This window comes from Acidisoma sp., from assembly GCF_035492295.1.
GTDB lineage: Bacteria > Pseudomonadota > Alphaproteobacteria > Acetobacterales > Acetobacteraceae > Acidisoma.
This window is the reverse complement of sequence record NZ_DATJJK010000198.1, coordinates 39,410-54,923: the sequence shown is the minus strand read 5'-3', so window position 1 is coordinate 54,923 and position 15,514 is coordinate 39,410. Positions and strand designations below refer to the sequence as shown.

The following is a 15,514-nucleotide window of genomic DNA, read 5'->3' as shown; positions in this document are numbered from 1 at the left end:
GATACTCCGGCTGCGAGGTCGGGGAGAAAGGCGAGAATCGGGAAGTGAAGCCGCCCAACCGGTCGGGGCCGGGCGGCGGGCAGGCTCAGATCTTGCCGACGAGGTCGAGCGAGGGAGCGAGCGTCTTCTCGCCCTCTTCCCACTTCGCGGGGCAGACTTCGCCCGGGTGGGCTGCGACATACTGCGCGGCCTTGATCTTGCGGACCAGGTCCTTCGCGTTGCGGCCGATGCCCTCGGCGGTGATCTCGATCGCCTGGATCACGCCCTCGGGATCGACGATGAAGGTCGCGCGGTCGGCGAGGCCCTGACCCTCACGCATCACGCCGAAATTATTGGTCACGGTGCCGGAGGGATCGCCCAGCATGGTGTATTGGATCTTGCCAATGGTGTCGGACGCGTCATGCCAGGCCTTGTGCACGAAATGCGTGTCGGTGGAGACGGAATAGACCTCCACGTCCATGCGGCGCAGTTCTTCGTAATGGTCGGCAACGTCGCCGAGTTCGGTCGGGCAGACGAAGGTGAAATCGGCCGGATAGAAGAAGAAGACGGCCCAGCTGCCGAGGACGTCCTGCTCGGACACTTCGATGAACTTGCCCTGCTTGAAAGCCTGGGTCTTGAAGGGCTTGATCTTGCTGTTGATGACGGACATGCGATCTCCTGTTGACGAGAGGGCGCCGTCTGGCGCTGCACCGCAACATAGTGCACTGCACCATATAGTCCAAATAGATAAATCTGACAAAATTGATAGCTTCTATCTATGAGCGCGACATGATCGCAGAACCGCCGGCGAAAATTGGTTCGGTTAAAGAATTTTAGTTGTCACGAACCACAACCTGCAGGACACCCGACTTTTGACGGAAGGAAACTCGCTGGGTTCGCGCGCCATCGCGGCGCAACGCCCAGCAGGGCCAGGGAGAAGCAGGCAGATCGATCACCCTTTGTTAAATCGCTGGAGCTCTGAGGAGGCGATTTTGCCTGACGGCCATTTCGTCGGCGTTGGGGCGTGGGAGTATGATCTGCGGGGAGATCGGCTGAGCTGGACGGGCGGTGTCTACGACCTTTTCGGCCTGCCGCACGGCGCACCGCTCGAACGCGCCGCCATCGTGGACATGTATCATGATGAGAGCCGCGACAAGATGGAGGCGCTGCGCGCCCATGTGCTGAGGCATGGCGGCGCCTTCACGATGGAGGCGCGAATCTGGACCGCGGGCGGCACGCAGCGTTGGATGCGACTCAATGCTGGCGTCGCGATCGAGAACGGCCAGCCCGTCCGTCTTTTCGGCACCAAGCAGGACATTTCGCACGAGCGGGAGGCTCTGGCGCGGCTGCGCGAACGTGCCGAATACGATGCCCTGACCGGCCTGCCCAATCGCGGCGCCTTCGAGGCGCAGTGGCATGACGTGATCCATGGCCGGGCGCCCGAGGTGACGGCGCTGGGCCTCGTCGATCTCGACCATTTCAAGCAGATCAACGACAATTGGGGCCACGAGGCCGGGGATGAGTGCCTGCGCGTGATGGCCGACCGCTTGCGGCGGAGCTTCTCCGGCCTCGCTTTCCTCGCTCGTTATGGCGGGGACGAATTCGCCCTGCTCTGGCGCGGGCGCATCGACCGGACTTTTCTCGACTGGCGATTCAGGCGGGCGGAGCTCGCGCTCTCCCAGCCGATCCCCTGGGAAGGCCATCTCATCCCCATCACCGCGTCGATCGGACTCGCCCTGCGGACGCCGGAGATGCTGCCGCGAGACCTGTTCCGTCGGGCCGACCAAGCGCTCTATCGCGCCAAAGCGGCGGGCCGCTGCGCGACCGTCATCGAAGCGGCCTTCTCCCCGGCCTGACGCTGGAGAGCGGCGGTTCCGGGCCAAAGACGCTCATGCCGCCGTAGTCGTGGGAGCGCGCGATGTCCGCGGCGATCACCGTCTCAACCAGCCTGTCATCGGCAGCCACCTCCAGCCGGCGCGCTTCGGCGTCCAGCCGGCGGAGCGCGGCCAGCTCGTCCGAATGGCCGAGATGAGCGCGGGTGATCGCCGATTTCAGCACGCGAATGGTCTGATCGTAGACTCTCAGCGGCACCGGGAAGGGGTGGCGATCCTTGCCGCCGTGGGCGAGGGAGAAGCGCGCCGGGTCACCAAAGCGATAGGGCGCGCCGTGCACGACCTCTGCCACCTGGGCGAGCGCCCGCACCGTGCGGGCGCCGACGCCGGGGACGAGCAGGAGATTGGCGAAATCGCGTGGCCCGCATTCGGCCGCCGCGCGCAGGTTGCCCTGAAGACGGCGTGCAACCACATCCTCGGCCCGGACGTCGTGATGGGCCGGCATGGTGAGATGCGGCAGGAAAAGCTCTCCCTGGGGGGCGGGAGGCGCCGGTTTCGCTTCCAGCTTCGCCGCTTCGCGTGCGATCCGGTCCGGCCCGAGATCGGCGAGCAGGTCGAGCTGCCGCTGGCGTGACGTGTCCGCCCGGCGGTCCGCGAGGTTGACGATCTCGCCTGTGCTCTGACCTTCGATGGCAGCATGAGGATCGTCCAAAAAGCTCGTGAGCCCTTCGGACAGCCAATGGTAGCGCCGAGCCTGGCGTGTCTCCTCGTTCATCCCTTGCTGAACCACAACCCACTGCCCGTCATCGGTCACGATGAAGCCGTGCAGATAAAGGCCGAAACCGTCCTGTACGGCCGCGCTGTCCACCTTCGCGACGAGGCGGCTCGCCCGGCCGAGGGCGCCGCCGTCCAGCCCGACCCGCTCGGCCACCGCCAGCAACTCGGCCGGCGTCTTGCGGGAATGGCTGCCGCGGCCGCCGCAAACATGGATCCCGAGATCCTTCGCTCGCGGCGCAAGGCCACGCTTGAGCGCGCCGATGACGCTGGTGGTGATGCCGGAGGAATGCCAGTCCATGCCCATGACAGCGCCGAAGGACTGGAACCAGAAGGGATGGGCGAGGCGCCGCAGCATCTCCTCCCGCCCGTATTCGATGACGATGGCTTCCGTGATGATCGCGCCAAGGCGCGTCATTCGCTCGCCGAGCCAGGCGGGCACACGCCCCCCATGCAGCGGCAGGTCAGCGCTGCCGGCGCGCTGAGCCATGGCAAGTGTCCCGAAGCGTCATGCGCCCCATCATGCCTGGGAGCGGCGGCGGGAGCCAGAGTTCAGGCGTCGGACGCGGCGCCGTGGCGCATGATGCGGCTGACGAAGGCCTGGGTGCGCGGCATCTGCGGCGCATCGAAAATCTGCGCCGGCGGTCCCGCTTCCTGAACGCGACCATCGGCCATGAACACCACCCGGTTCGACACCTCGCGCACGAAGCTCATCTCGTGGCTGACGATGAGGAGCGTCATATGCTCGGCCGCCAGCAGCTTGATGGTGTCCAGCACCTCGCCCACACGCTCGGGATCGAGCGCGGAGGTTACCTCGTCCAGCAGCAGGATGTCCGGTTTCAGGCAGAGGGCGCGGGCGATGGCGACGCGCTGCTGCTGGCCGCCGGAAAGCTCGTCCGGATAGGCATCCAGCTTGTCGCCGAGGCCAACCTTGCCGAGCAGCAGGCGGGCCTCCGTTTCGACCTCGGCTCGCGCCCGCTTCTTGATGGTTACGGGTGCCACCATCACGTTGCGCAGCACGCTCATATTGCCGAACAGGTTGTACTGCTGGAAGACGATGGCGAGTTTCTCCCGCGCGCGACGGAGCGAGCGGCGGTCGCCGTAGTCGATCGCCTCGCCGCCGATGGAAACCGCGCCCGCGCGCGGGCGCAGCAGGCCGGTGATGACGCGCAGCAGCGTGCTCTTGCCCGAGCCTGAAGGCCCGATGAGGCTGACGATCTCGCCGCGTTCGACGGTGAGGTCGATCCCGTCGAGCACCGTGGTGTCGTTATACCGCGCGACGAGGCCGCGAATGTCGAGTTGCGCCAAGGCGGCTCTCCAGATGGGTCCCGAGGCGGGCCAGGGGATAGGAAATCACGAAATAGAGGATCAGCACGGCGCCATAGACGAGGGAGGCCGAGAACCCCTTGGTGGTGAGGATCTTGCCGGCCTGGGTCAGTTCCAGCACGCCGGCCTGGGAAGCCAGCGCCGTGTCCTTGATGAAGAGCACGAAGTAGCTGAACACGGGCGGCAGGATGAGCGGCCAGGCCTGGGGCAGGCGGACCTGCCAGAAGCTCTGCCAGGCCGAAAAATTCATGACCGCCGCCGCCTCGATCTGCGCCGGTCTCACTGCCAACAATCCGGCACGTACGATTTCGGCGACGAAGGCGGTGGAGATCACCGAGGTTGCGATGAAGGCGGTGAGCAGGGGCGAGAAGTTGAAGCCCAGAACCTGCGCGCCGAAGAAGAACATCATCAGCGTGATCAGGAAGGGCACGCGGCGAACGATCTCGACATAGAGCAGCGCGAGGATCTTTAAGGGCCACAGGATCGGGCGGCGGGAGGTGCGCGCGAGGCTCAGGGCGAAGCCGAGCAGCAGGCCCACGACGCAGCCGACCGCCGAAAGGGCGAGTGTGACGAGCGCCGCGTGCAGCAGAAGGATGATATTGTAGCTTGTGAAAAGGCGCGGAATTTCCGCGAGCAGGAAGCTCAGCATCACAGCACCGGAACCCGGGCGCGGAAGGCGAAGCGGCCGAAGAGAGCAAGTAGAATGGTCGCGATGAAGGTGACGATCACGTAAAGACCCGCGACCGTCGTGAAGATTTCGATCGAGCGGAAGGTGGTGGAATTGATGTTGAAGGCACGACCGGTGAGTTCCTCCACGCCGAAAATCGCGGCCATGGAGGTGCCCAGCGTCATGAGAATGTATTGATTGGTCAGGGCCGGCATGGTGACGCGGAAAAGATGCGGCAAGATAACATGGTGCAGCGTCTGCCAACGGTTCATGTTGAGCGTCTCCGCGGCATCGAGTTCCTGGGTGTGAACGGAAGCGAGGCCCGCGCGCAGGATCTCGGTGAGATAGCCCGCCGCATTCAGCGTCATGCCGATGAGCACGGCGGCGAAGGGCGAGAACAGAATTCCGAAATCGGGCAGGCCGAAATAGATCACGTAGATCTGCACGAGCTGCGGCGTATTGGTGAAGAAGGCGACATAGCAACGCACCAGGCGGGAGAGTATCCCTCCTTCGTTACGTAGGATGGCGAAGAAAAGGCCGAGGACCATGCCCCCGGCGAAGGACAGGATACTGAGCGCGAGGCTGATCAGCATCCCGCCCATCAGATAGGGCAGGTAAGGCGCAATCTGGCCGTAGTGCAGAACGTAATGCATGGACCCGATGCGCCCTCCTTCGTCGCTCTTAGAAATATGGCGTGACGGGGATCGGATAGGCCGGCGCCATGCCGAACCATTTCTTATAGGTGTCGTTCAGGAAGCCGTCCGTCTCGATCTCGTAGAGCGCCACGTTGAGCCAGGATTTCAGCGCCGCATTGCCGAAGGCGAGGCCGATGCAGTCATAGTCCACCGACGCATTCTTGTCCGTCAGCACCCGGGTCTTGGCCGGATACTGCTTCGTATAGGTGCCGAGATAATCGACCACGTCCACGATCGCGTCGCCACGGCCCTGTTCGAAGGCGCGGACGGCATCGGGGTAGTTGTCATAGAGCGTAACCTGTGCCTTGGGCAGGTTCTGCTTCACGTAGTCGAGCGGCGTGGTGCCGCGCACCTCGACCAGCTTGACGCTGGCGGAGTTCAGATCGGACATCGTCTTGTAGGCTGCGCTGTCCTTCACCAGGGCGCTGATTGCTTCCGTCTGGATCGGCAGCGAAAAGTCGATGACCTGGGCGCGGGCCGGGGTGCGAGTGAGGGCGCCCATCATCACATCGGCCTTTCCGGTGACGAGATAGGGCACGCGGTCGGCCGAGTTCACCTGCACGAACTGCACCTTCACGCCCAGCATGGTGCCGAGCTTGTCGGCGAGGTCGACATCGAACCCCTGGATCTTGTTCTGAGCATCGAAGGAGCCGAGCGGCGGCAGGTTGGGATTGATGCCCACAACCAGCGTCTTGGCTGAGAGGATTTCGTCGAGGCTATGGGCTTCGGCGGCGGCAGGCGCGGCAAGAAGGCAGGCGAGGCCGGCAATTCGGCCGATCCAGGTGAAGGCACCCATGGTAGTCACCCCTTTCAAGGTTGCATCGCGTCGCTCGTCGGTATACCAATCGTATACCAATCGTATACCGTTCGTCGACAAAAGAACCATCGGAATGGAAGAAAGTCAATCATCGCGAAAGCCGAAAACGCTTCGTGCGGCCGGCGTGAAGAGAGGCGAGGCTGTTCGCTTCTTCTTCGATGGCAGGCCGATCGATGCCTATCGGGGCGAATCCGTGGCGACCGCTTTGCGGGCCGCCGGCATCCTGGTGTTGCGCCGTAGCCCGCGGATTGATGCGCCGCGCGGCAGCTTCTGCTGGATGGGTCTCTGCCAGGAATGTACCGTGGTCGCGGATGGCGTGCGCCGCCCGGCCTGCCGGTTGGAGGTAGCCGAGGGCATGGTGGTTGCGTCGGGGACCGTCCCGTGAGCGAGGCCGATCTCATTGTCGTCGGCGGCGGTCCGGCCGGCGTGGAAGCGGCAATCGAAGCGGCGCGGCATGGGCTTGCGGTGACGCTGATGGACGAGGCGCCCGAGGCGGGTGGACAGGTCTATCGCGCCACGCCGCGCGCCTTCTCCGGCGAGCTCGTACGGAAGGCCGATCCCACCGGCGTTGGCCTACGTGACAGGCTGCGGGAAAGTCGGGCGATCACGCTGTTCGACCATACCGTCTGGTCCGTCTCGCCGGGTTTCCGGGTCGATGCGCTGAGCCCCGAGGGGCCAGTCTCTCGCAAGGCCCCCGCGGTCATTGCCGCCTCCGGCGCGCAGGAACGGGTGGTGCCCTTCCCAGGCTGGACGCGGCCAGAAGTGGTGGGTCTCGCAGCTGCCACCATCATGTTGAAGTCCCAGGGTATTCTGCCGGGGCAGCTGACACTGCTTGCAGGGCAGGGGCCGCTGCTGCTGGCGGTCGCCATCGGAATCCTCAAGGCCGGCGGCAGGGTCGCGGCGATCATCGATCTCGCCTCCCGCAGCGAATGGCTGGCCGACTGGCCGGCGCTCGCCTCCCGGCCGGATCTGGCGCTGCGCGGCTTCCTCTGGCAGGCAAAGCTTCGGAACGCGGGCGTGCCGATCCTCTACCGTCATGCGATCCGCCTGGTGGAGGAGGTAGCGGAAGGCCAGGTGCAAGTAACGGTCGGGCCGGTCGCCGCCAATGGTGCGGCGCTCGACGACATCGACCGCATCTTTCAGGTCGATGCCGTCGCCGTGGGGAATGGGCTCACCGCCTCCACCGACATCACCCGCCTGCTCCGGGCCACGCATCATTTCGAAGCGCTGCGCGGCGGCTGGGTGCCCACGCTCGACGCCGAATACCGCAGTTCCGTGCCTGGCCTTTACGTTGCGGGCGACGGGGCGGGGCTGGCGGGTGCGGCGGCCGCCGCCTGCGATGGCAGGCTTGCCGGGCTGGTCGCAGCTCGCGACCTCGGCGCCCTTTCGCAGCAGGCCTATGAGACGGCGGCCGCGCCGTTGCGGCGCAGTGCGGCGCGCGCGCGGCGTTTCGGCACCGCCATGGCGCGGCTCATGGCGCTCCGCCCGGCGCAGGTGGAGGCGATTCCGCCCGAGACCGTGCTCTGCCGTTGCGAGGATGTGACGCGGGCCGACATCACGGCCGCCGCCGCCGAAGGAGCACGCACGCTGAACCAGCTGAAAGCCTGGACACGCTGCGGCATGGGTCCCTGCCAGGGGCGCATCTGCGGCGACGTGATCGGCGCGGCGCTGGCCGCGGAAGGTTGCAGCCGCGAACAGGCTGGGTACTTCACCGGACGCACGCCCTTCCGCCCGCTGCCGTTGGATCAGCTGGCGGGTACTGTCGCCTATGCCGATCTCAAATTGCCGCCCCCGGCGCCGGTATGAGGGGTTCGGGGATGGAACAGGAGGTCGATGTCGCGGTGATCGGTGCGGGCGCCATGGGGGCGACCGCCGCCCTTTGGCTCGCACGCGGAGGGATGCGCACGGCGCTGATCGACCGCGGCGAGATCTGCCGCGAGGCTTCGGGCGTGAATGCCGGCACGCTGACACTGCACATGACGCGCGCCGCCCTCATCCCCTATGCCATGAAGGGGCGGGAACTGTGGCTGGATGCGCAGCGCTGGCTCGGCCGTGACGTTGGTGCCCGTTCGGCCCCGGGCTTCTCCCTTGCCTTCACGGAGGCCGAGGAGGAGATGCTGTTCAAGCGCGCCGACGCGCGTTCCGCCATGGGAGCGCCCATCCGCATCGTGACCCCGGAAGAGGTCCGCGCGATCGAACCCGGCATCAATCCCGCAGTCCGCGCCGCCGCCTTCTGCGCCTTGGACGGGCATGTGACGGCCTATCTCACCGGCCGCGCCTATCGGGCGGCGCTGACCGAGGCCGGCGTCTCGCTTCTCGAAGGCCATGGCGTCGAAGGGATCGAGGTCTCCGACGCAGGCTACGTCATCCGCCCTGCCGGCGCGCCCGCGCTCCGCGCGCGCAGGCTGGTGCTCGCGGGCGGGGTCTGGCTGGAAACCATGCTCGCCTGGCTTGGATTCCATGTGCGGATCAAGTGCCTCGTCAACCAGCTGGTGGTGACGGAACGGATGCGGCCCGTGATGCGCTCTGTTGTTGGTATCGCCAATGGCCTTCTCTCGCTCAAGCAGTTCGAGAACGGCACGGTGTTGATTGGCGGCGGCTGGCAGGGAAAGGGAGACCCGGTGCGTGGCGGCGTGGAGCCGATCCCCGACAATCTCATCGGCAATATCCAACTCGCCCGCCATGCGATTCCCGCGCTCGGCGAGACGCGGGTGGTGCGCATCTGGCTCGGCCTCGAATCCGAAACTGCGGATGCCATGCCGATGATCGGTCCATTGCCCGGTCTGGCAGAGGCCTACGTCATAGGCTGCGTCCATTCCGGCTATACCAGCGCGCCCTATATGGGCCACTTGCTTGCGGAGCGCATCCTGGGACGCGAGCCCGAATTGCCTCTGTTCGACCCGGCGCGGTTGATGAAGCCCGCCCCAGCTAAGCTTGAGGAAACAGCGTGATCCCTTCCCACGAGCATCCCTTCCACGGCATCTATGTCGCGACGCTGACGCCCTTTCGGGCGGATGGCACGATCGACGAGCCGCTGCTGGCCACGCATTTCCGGAGCTTCGTCGGCATTCCAGGCATCGTGGGCGTGCTGTGCAACGGCCATGCGGGAGAGAATTTCCTGCTCAGCCGAGAGGAACGGCGCCGTGTGACGGAGATTGCGGCCGAGATGATCGGGCACCGGCACATTATCGTCTCGGGTGTGGTCGCGGAAGCGACGGAGGAGGCGGCGCGGGATGCACAGGATGCGGCCGAAGCCGGGGCGGACGTTGTGCTGGTCTTTCCGCCCTTTTCCTGGTCGCTGTCCCAGGACACGCAGATGGCGGTGACCCATCACCGCCGCATCGGCGAGGCCTGCGGCCGGCCGCTGATGCTCTATCAGGCGGGGGCTTCCTCCGCTATGGCCTATGGACCGGAGGTGCTGGAGGCGCTCGTGCAACTGCCCGGAGTTGTCGGCATCAAGGAAGGCAGCTGGGAGAGCAACCGTTACGACCAGAACCGCCGCCTGGTGCAGAAGGCGGCGCCGCATGTGGCGATGATGGCCTCGGGCGACGAGCACATGCTCTCCTGCTTCGTGGTGGGGAGCGACGGCAGCCTCGTCAGCCTCGCCGTCCTGATGCCGCGTGAGATCGTGGCACTCGACACCGCCGTGCGGGCGGGGGATCTCGCCGGCGCCCGTGCGCTGCATGCCCGCATCCAGCCGCTGGCCAATGCCATCTACGGCCGCGCGCCGACGGGGCTGGCGACCGCGCGGCTCAAGGCGTGCATGGCGTTGCTCGGCCTCTGGGATAATCCCCTGCCGCGCCCGCCCATCACGGCGCTTCCGGAGGCGGAAATCGCGGCGCTGCGAACGGCGTTGATCGAGGCCGGGCTTATTGCGGAGGGCAAAGCTTGAGCGGACAAACGGAAAGCCTTGAGGGCGAGGGCAGTCTGGCCGAACGCGCTTATGACGCGCTGAGCCGTCTCGTCCTTACGCGCAAGCTGCCGGGTGGCAGCCTTGTCGTGGAGGGGCGGTTGGCGGAGCAGCTGGAGATTTCCCGCACCCCGATCCGTGAGGCGATCCTGCGTCTGGCGGCCGAAGGTCTGCTGATCAAGCAGGGGTCGCGCTCCTATGCCGTGCGCCGCGTTCAGGCGGTGGAATTCTTCCAGGCTTTGAAGGTGCGCGAGCTGATCGAGGGCGAGGCGGTGGAGCTTGCCATTGGCCGTGTGCCGCAGCCATTGCTCCAGGCGATGCGCGATGAGGTGGTCGCACTCGGCCGGGAGGAGGTCCAGAACGAAGCCCATTGGGAGATGGACGACCGGCTGCATCTGCTTTTCCCCGAGGCGCTCAACAACGGTGTCATGGTCCGCATCATCCGCGAGCTGCGACGGGCAACACGGCTTTTCGAATTGACCAGCCCCTCGGGCCGTGTCGCACGGGATGCCGCCGAACATCTTGCCATTCTGGATGCCGTCCTCGAAGGCAGCGTGCGCCGCGCCCGCGCGGCGATGGTGACGCATCTGCGCAATGTGGCGGCCGAGATGCTGGATGTCATGAGCGGCCGCGATGCCGCCGCCCCCAAAAGGAGATCCCGTTCATGAGCTATGACATCGTCATTCGCGGCGGCACCGTGGTGACCGCCGGGGACACCTTCTGCGCCGATGTCGGGATCCGCGGTGAGACGATCGCCGCAATCGGCGTCGATCTCGACGGCGACCGGGTGCTCGACGCCACCGGCCGCCTGGTGCTGCCCGGTGGCATCGACAGCCACTGCCATGTCGAGCAGCTGGAAGGCGACGGCTCGGTGCATGAGGAGAGTTTCGCAAGCGCCGCGCGCTCGGCCTTCGCGGGTGGCACGACGACGCTTATTCCGTTCGCACCCCAGTTCAAAGGCCAGCCGATCGGCGCGCATGCGGCGGAATACGCTGCCCGTGCCGCCCGTTCTCCGATCGACTATGCACTGCATCAGATCATCACCGACCCGACCGAGGCGGTTCTGCGCGGCGAGCTGCCGGGCATCATTGCCGGCGGTGTGCGCAGCCTGAAGATGTTTCTGACCTACGATCCCTTCCATGTGACCGATGCGGAGTATCTGAAGGTCCTGGCCGTTGCGAAGCGCCTGGGGGCAACCGTCTGCGTCCATTGCGAGAACTACGAGGCCATCCGCTGGCGCTCGGCGGCGCTGCTGCGCGCCGGCCGCCCGGAGCCGGCCTCCCACGCCCTGTCACGGCCGAAGGTCGTGGAACGGGAAGCGACGCATCGCGCCATCGCGCTGGCCGAACTGGTCGATCAGCCGATCCACATCTTCCACGTCTCTTGTGCCGAGGTGGCGGAGGAGATCGCCCGCGCCCAGGCACGCGGCGTGAAGGTGACCGGCGAGACCTGTCCGCAATACCTGGTGCTGACGGCGGTCGAGATGGCGCGTGCCGGGCGTGAGGGGGCCAAATTCATGTGCAGCCCAAGCCCGCGCGAGGCCGGGGATGCGGAGGGGCTTTGGGCCGCGATCCGCGCCGGTACGCTCGACATTATTTCATCGGATCATTGCGGCTATAGCTATGAGGGTCCGAATGGCAAGGCGATCAACGGCGAGACGGCTGATTTCACCCGTATCCCGAACGGCGTGCCAGGGCTGGCCGCCCGCATGGCCATCACCTTCAGCGAGGGCGTGGCGAAGGGGCGCATCACGGCGAACGCGTTCGTGGCGCTGACCGCGACCACGCCGGCGAAGCGCTTCGGCCTCTATGGGCGCAAGGGCAGCATTGCGCCGGGCTTCGATGCCGATCTTGTGATCTGGGATGCCGGCCGCGCCGTGACGCTGACGAATGCCCTGATGCAGCATGCGATCGACTACACCCCCTATGAAGGACTGGAGGTCACAGGCTGGCCGCTCATGACCCTCGCCCGGGGCCGGGTGGTGATGGAGGATGGTCGGGTGACGGTCCCGGAAGGGCAGGGGCGCTTTGTAGCGGCTGAGCTTTCGCCGGATGCGCGGCCGCGAGGCCTGGTGCCAGGGGGGTTCGATGCCGCTCTGGTAGACTGAGGGAGACTGACGGCACTGTCGCGCCGGGACCGTCTGCCTCGCATCAAGATTTGACGAGACAACCTATGCGTCGATTTATGCTCTCTTGGGCAGAAGTGTCATGCGTCATGCCTGCGATGCGGCATCCCCCTTGTCTCCGGCCGCGGCAGATGTGCAGAAATTGCGCGCACCACCGGATGGCGGGTGCCATTTGGCGCATTTCGTCCTGCGGCCATCGCGTGGCGGTTTCACGCGGTTCGGGGATGCTCCCGCGCGGCCTTTGGCGGCTTGCCTCTGGCGGTTTTGTGATCGGCAGAGACCGGCCCGTGATGTTTTGCAACACGGCCGCAACATGAAGATGTCATCAGATGTCCGGGAGGAAGAAGCATGAGCACGATGAGACCTCGAGACGTCGCCCATATTGAAGGCCACTCCGTCACCAATCCCGTCATGGAACACGGCGCCTTCGCGGAACTCAGCCATATGGCTGCGCTTGCCGCACGCCGACTGCAGCCCGGGCGTGTGCCCTCTTCTGAAGATGTGAAGAATATCCTCATGATTTTGAGAGGCATCGAAAATCTTGGATTGGTCAGCTTTCTGCGCCGCCATGGCACGGAGGAGGACTACAAGGCGGTCGGCGAATCCGTCACGCGTCGCTATGCCGGGCCCGTTCGTCGTCAATAGGTTCGTGTGCGGGGCAATGACCAGGCCTGTGACATGAGACTAATGAGTTCGGACGCGGAAGCGGTTTCTCACCGGCTTCGGCACAATGACGACAAAAGAGCCAGTCACATAAAGCGACAATCACACGATGCCGAACGATCTAGATGATATGAGGGAGCTTCCTCTGCGCGATCCGAGCGAGGTGATCGGCGGAGGCGCCGGGGCTTATGCCTATGATGGCGCGGAGCCTTTCGCGGCCCTCGTCGGCCGCACCGTCGTCACCGCCAATGACGTCGTCGGCGCCTGGGCCATGCTCTATGCGACGATTTCCGGCCACAGCCTGCCTTATGTCGGATCGCTCTTCGACAGATGGGCACGCGAATCCGTGCAGCGCCGTCACCTCGCAGAGATGGCCCGCGACTTCCTCGGCAAGCTGCCGCACGAAATGGAGCAGGTCGACGCGCTGCTGGAGCGCGCGGAGGAGCTTGCACATGAGCGCGACATGTTGGTGGGCCAGCCCTGGAGCATCGGCCATCTGCACGCCGTGCCCATCGCTGGGGACGACACGGGTTCCGTGCGCTTCGCGATGCAGGAGGACGTCGTTCTGGAGCAGGGGGCGCAGTTCGAACTTCTGCTCTCGGCGCTGCGCGCCCTGCGTGCCGATGTGATGGAACTGGTGCAGGACTTCGCCCAGTCGCGGGATGTCGAGAAGGCCCGCGTGCTCAACCGCAGTTCCGTGCTGGCCGCCGAGCTGAAATTCGGCCGCAAGGCCGCGCGGCCCAAGGCCGGCCCGCGTCACAAGGAGTGGGTGCCCTCGCTCCGCGCCTGAGCGAGCCAGACGGTCAGCGCCTCTGGCGCCATGGGCCGGGCGAAATAGTAGCCCTGGCCCTGATCGCAGCCGATGCGGCTGACAGCGGCCACGTTCTCTGCCGTTTCCAGCCCTTCCGCGACCACCCGGTAGCCGAGTTCCTGGCAGAGCATTGTCGTGGTGCTGACCAGCGCTACCTTGCGCGGCTCGGTTTCCAGCCCCTGCATGAAGCTGCGGTCGAGCTTGACCGTCTGGACCGGCAGTTGCTGCAGATAGGAGAGGCTGCTGTACCCGGTGCCGAAATCGTCAATGGCAAGCGGCACGCCGGCGTCGGAAAGCCGTGCCAGGGTGCGGCCGATCACTGGGTCATTGAGGGTGAAGGTCTGCTCCGTTACCTCGAGTTCGACCGCCGTGACGGGCAGATTCCGTGCGCCGAGCTTGCCGAGCAGCCGGTCCGCAAAAGTCTCGTGACGCAGATTATTGGGCGAGACATTGATTGAGACTGCGAGCTCTGGATGGCGGGTGCGCCAGCGGGCGACCTGATCCAGCGCGTGAGTGAGGACCCAATCGGTCAGCTCATGGATCATGGGCGTCGGTTCGATCAGGGGCACGAATTCCCCGGGCGAGACGGTCCCGAGCCCGGGATGCGCCCAGCGCAGCAGCGCCTCGGCGACCGTGCAGGCGCCGCTCCGCAAGTCGATGCGCGGCTGGAAATGCAGCAAGAGCTGGCGCGGAGCCTTGAGTGCCTGGGTGAAACTCTGCACGAGTTCGAAGCGGCGGCGGTGGGCGTCGTCGGCCGTCTGGGAAAAGATCCGCAACGGCTCGCGGTGCAGCCGCGCGTCCTGCACTGCGCTATTGGCCATGCGCAGAACGTCCCGCGCATCGGTCTTACCGAGGATGAACGGAGCGAGACCGACGGCGACAGCTCCCCCGAAATCCTGCCGCAACGACTGAGCTGCCTCGCCCAGCCGCTGAAAGGACAGCTTGATATAGTCGTCGAGGCTCATCCCCATGGGGGAGAGGAGGGCGAATTGCGTCGGCGAGACGTGGTAGACGGTGCGGTTCGCTTCGACGCTGCGCCGGACGAGGCGACCGAGGTTGGTCACCATCTGGTCGAGATAGGCGGGCCCCATGACCCGCATGATGGCGTTGACCTGTTCAGCTGGTGCGATGTCAATCAGCGAGGCGATGAGGGGCATGCCGGGATGCGTATCGGCGCGTTCCGCGACATCCTCGGCGAATTGGGCGCGATTGGCGAGACCGCTCACCGGATCGATCCGGCCGAGGCTTAGATTCTGGTCGAGCTGTGCCATCGCGATGGTACCGAGATCGGCGAGGATGGCGAGGTCGCGCGGCGTGACCTGTCGGGGAACCGTGTCGAGCACGCAGATCGTGCCGATGCCGATACCGTCCCGTGTCACCAGCGGAACGCCGGCATAGAAACGCATGCCGGCCTCGCTGAGATGGCTGTCCCGATAGACCGGGTGGGCCAGGAGATCCGGAACCACGAGCGGCGTCCGGCTCAGCGCCGCCTCCAGGCAGGGCGCCCGGTGACGGGGTATGGAGTCAATCGCGAGGCCGACGACGGACGTGAGCCACTGCCGCTCGCAATCGGTGAGCGAGATCGCGGCATAAGGCACTTGGAAGACTGCGGCGGCGATCTGCGTCAGCCTGTCCAGCGTGCCGTGGCGATGCAGTGCCGAATCCTTGATCTGGCGCAGGATATAGCTGCGGGCGGCCTCACTGGCCTGCGTCATCCAGCTACCACGGCCTGGCTCGTTCGCAGGTGTGGGCAGAAACGTTTCGACTTCATGACTACAATCGCCCCGCCCTTTGATTACCAGTTGATCACGGGTCATGCCTGCAAGTCGATAGACGCGATCCGCCGAACGGATCGGGTCGTCAAAGTCCCCCGGTGTTGCTGTTCGGCCGGCGGTGCAGCCCCCGCCTCGAGCGG

Annotated in this window: 16 protein-coding genes; 9 read left to right on the top strand and 7 right to left on the bottom strand. The window is 65.7% G+C overall.

Going from position 1 to position 15,514, the window contains the following annotated elements; translation table 11 throughout:
- Window positions 1–85: 85 nt before the first annotated feature.
- On the bottom strand, window positions 86–649 hold the full coding sequence (gene ahpC / locus VL752_RS15345) for an alkyl hydroperoxide reductase subunit C (protein WP_325356731.1): 564 nt from the start codon (window positions 647–649) through the stop codon (window positions 86–88).
- 322 nt (window positions 650–971) lie between these two features.
- Between ahpC and VL752_RS15340 the strand changes: the two genes are divergently transcribed.
- Window positions 972–1,835, top strand: coding sequence for a GGDEF domain-containing protein (locus VL752_RS15340; protein WP_325356730.1), 864 nt, complete (start codon window positions 972–974; stop codon window positions 1,833–1,835).
- On the opposite strand, the gene VL752_RS15335 is transcribed toward VL752_RS15340, so the two are convergent.
- From VL752_RS15335 to VL752_RS15315, 5 genes are all read right to left on the bottom strand, one after another.
- The gene (locus VL752_RS15335) at window positions 1,807–3,075 is read right to left on the bottom strand and encodes a DUF763 domain-containing protein (RefSeq protein ID WP_325356729.1); all 1,269 of its coding nucleotides are present in this window, start codon (window positions 3,073–3,075) and stop codon (window positions 1,807–1,809) included. The two genes, VL752_RS15340 and VL752_RS15335, sit on opposite strands and share 29 nt — an antisense overlap.
- 62 nt (window positions 3,076–3,137) lie before the next feature.
- Complete coding sequence (locus VL752_RS15330; RefSeq protein ID WP_325356728.1) at window positions 3,138–3,893, bottom strand: amino acid ABC transporter ATP-binding protein; 756 nt, start codon at window positions 3,891–3,893, stop codon at window positions 3,138–3,140.
- On the bottom strand, window positions 3,853–4,560 hold the full coding sequence (locus VL752_RS15325) for an amino acid ABC transporter permease (RefSeq protein WP_325356727.1): 708 nt from the start codon (window positions 4,558–4,560) through the stop codon (window positions 3,853–3,855). Before VL752_RS15325 ends, VL752_RS15330 begins: the two co-directional genes overlap by 41 nt.
- Entirely contained in the window at window positions 4,560–5,231 is a 672-nt protein-coding gene (locus VL752_RS15320) for an amino acid ABC transporter permease (RefSeq protein WP_325356726.1), read from the bottom strand. The genes VL752_RS15325 and VL752_RS15320 overlap by 1 nt, the downstream gene beginning before the upstream one ends.
- 28 nt (window positions 5,232–5,259) lie before the next feature.
- Window positions 5,260–6,069 (bottom strand): transporter substrate-binding domain-containing protein, encoded by an 810-nt coding sequence (locus VL752_RS15315; RefSeq protein ID WP_325356725.1) that lies wholly within the window; start codon window positions 6,067–6,069, stop codon window positions 5,260–5,262.
- 94 nt (window positions 6,070–6,163) lie between these two features.
- Here VL752_RS15315 and VL752_RS15310 point away from each other — a divergent pair, with 94 nt between their 5' ends.
- From VL752_RS15310 to VL752_RS15275, 8 genes are all read left to right on the top strand, one after another.
- Window positions 6,164–6,475 carry a (2Fe-2S)-binding protein gene (locus VL752_RS15310; protein ID WP_325356724.1) on the top strand — a complete coding sequence of 104 codons (312 nt, stop codon included), beginning with the start codon at window positions 6,164–6,166 and terminating at the stop codon, window positions 6,473–6,475.
- Window positions 6,472–7,896, top strand: coding sequence for an NAD(P)/FAD-dependent oxidoreductase (locus tag VL752_RS15305; protein WP_325356723.1), 1,425 nt, complete (start codon window positions 6,472–6,474; stop codon window positions 7,894–7,896). The genes VL752_RS15310 and VL752_RS15305 overlap by 4 nt, the downstream gene beginning before the upstream one ends.
- An 11-nt stretch (window positions 7,897–7,907) precedes the next feature.
- Window positions 7,908–9,041, top strand: coding sequence for an NAD(P)/FAD-dependent oxidoreductase (locus tag VL752_RS15300; RefSeq protein WP_325356722.1), 1,134 nt, complete (start codon window positions 7,908–7,910; stop codon window positions 9,039–9,041).
- On the top strand, window positions 9,038–9,982 hold the full coding sequence (locus tag VL752_RS15295; protein ID WP_325356721.1) for a dihydrodipicolinate synthase family protein: 945 nt from the start codon (window positions 9,038–9,040) through the stop codon (window positions 9,980–9,982). The genes VL752_RS15300 and VL752_RS15295 overlap by 4 nt, the downstream gene beginning before the upstream one ends.
- Entirely contained in the window at window positions 9,979–10,668 is a 690-nt protein-coding gene (locus VL752_RS15290; protein ID WP_325356720.1) for a GntR family transcriptional regulator, read from the top strand. The genes VL752_RS15295 and VL752_RS15290 overlap by 4 nt, the downstream gene beginning before the upstream one ends.
- Window positions 10,665–12,107 (top strand): dihydropyrimidinase, encoded by a 1,443-nt coding sequence (hydA, locus tag VL752_RS15285; RefSeq protein WP_325356719.1) that lies wholly within the window; start codon window positions 10,665–10,667, stop codon window positions 12,105–12,107. The genes VL752_RS15290 and hydA overlap by 4 nt, the downstream gene beginning before the upstream one ends.
- A gap of 366 nt (window positions 12,108–12,473) precedes the next feature.
- Window positions 12,474–12,770 (top strand): hypothetical protein, encoded by a 297-nt coding sequence (locus tag VL752_RS15280; protein ID WP_325356718.1) that lies wholly within the window; start codon window positions 12,474–12,476, stop codon window positions 12,768–12,770.
- A 148-nt stretch (window positions 12,771–12,918) separates the two neighbouring features.
- A complete protein-coding gene (locus tag VL752_RS15275; RefSeq protein ID WP_325356717.1) occupies window positions 12,919–13,578 on the top strand; it encodes a hypothetical protein in 660 nt (219 codons plus the stop codon).
- Here the strand turns inward: VL752_RS15275 and VL752_RS15270 are convergent.
- A complete protein-coding gene (locus VL752_RS15270) occupies window positions 13,545–15,314 on the bottom strand; it encodes a putative bifunctional diguanylate cyclase/phosphodiesterase (RefSeq protein ID WP_325356716.1) in 1,770 nt (589 codons plus the stop codon). The two genes, VL752_RS15275 and VL752_RS15270, sit on opposite strands and share 34 nt — an antisense overlap.
- Window positions 15,315–15,514: the final 200 nt, after the last annotated feature.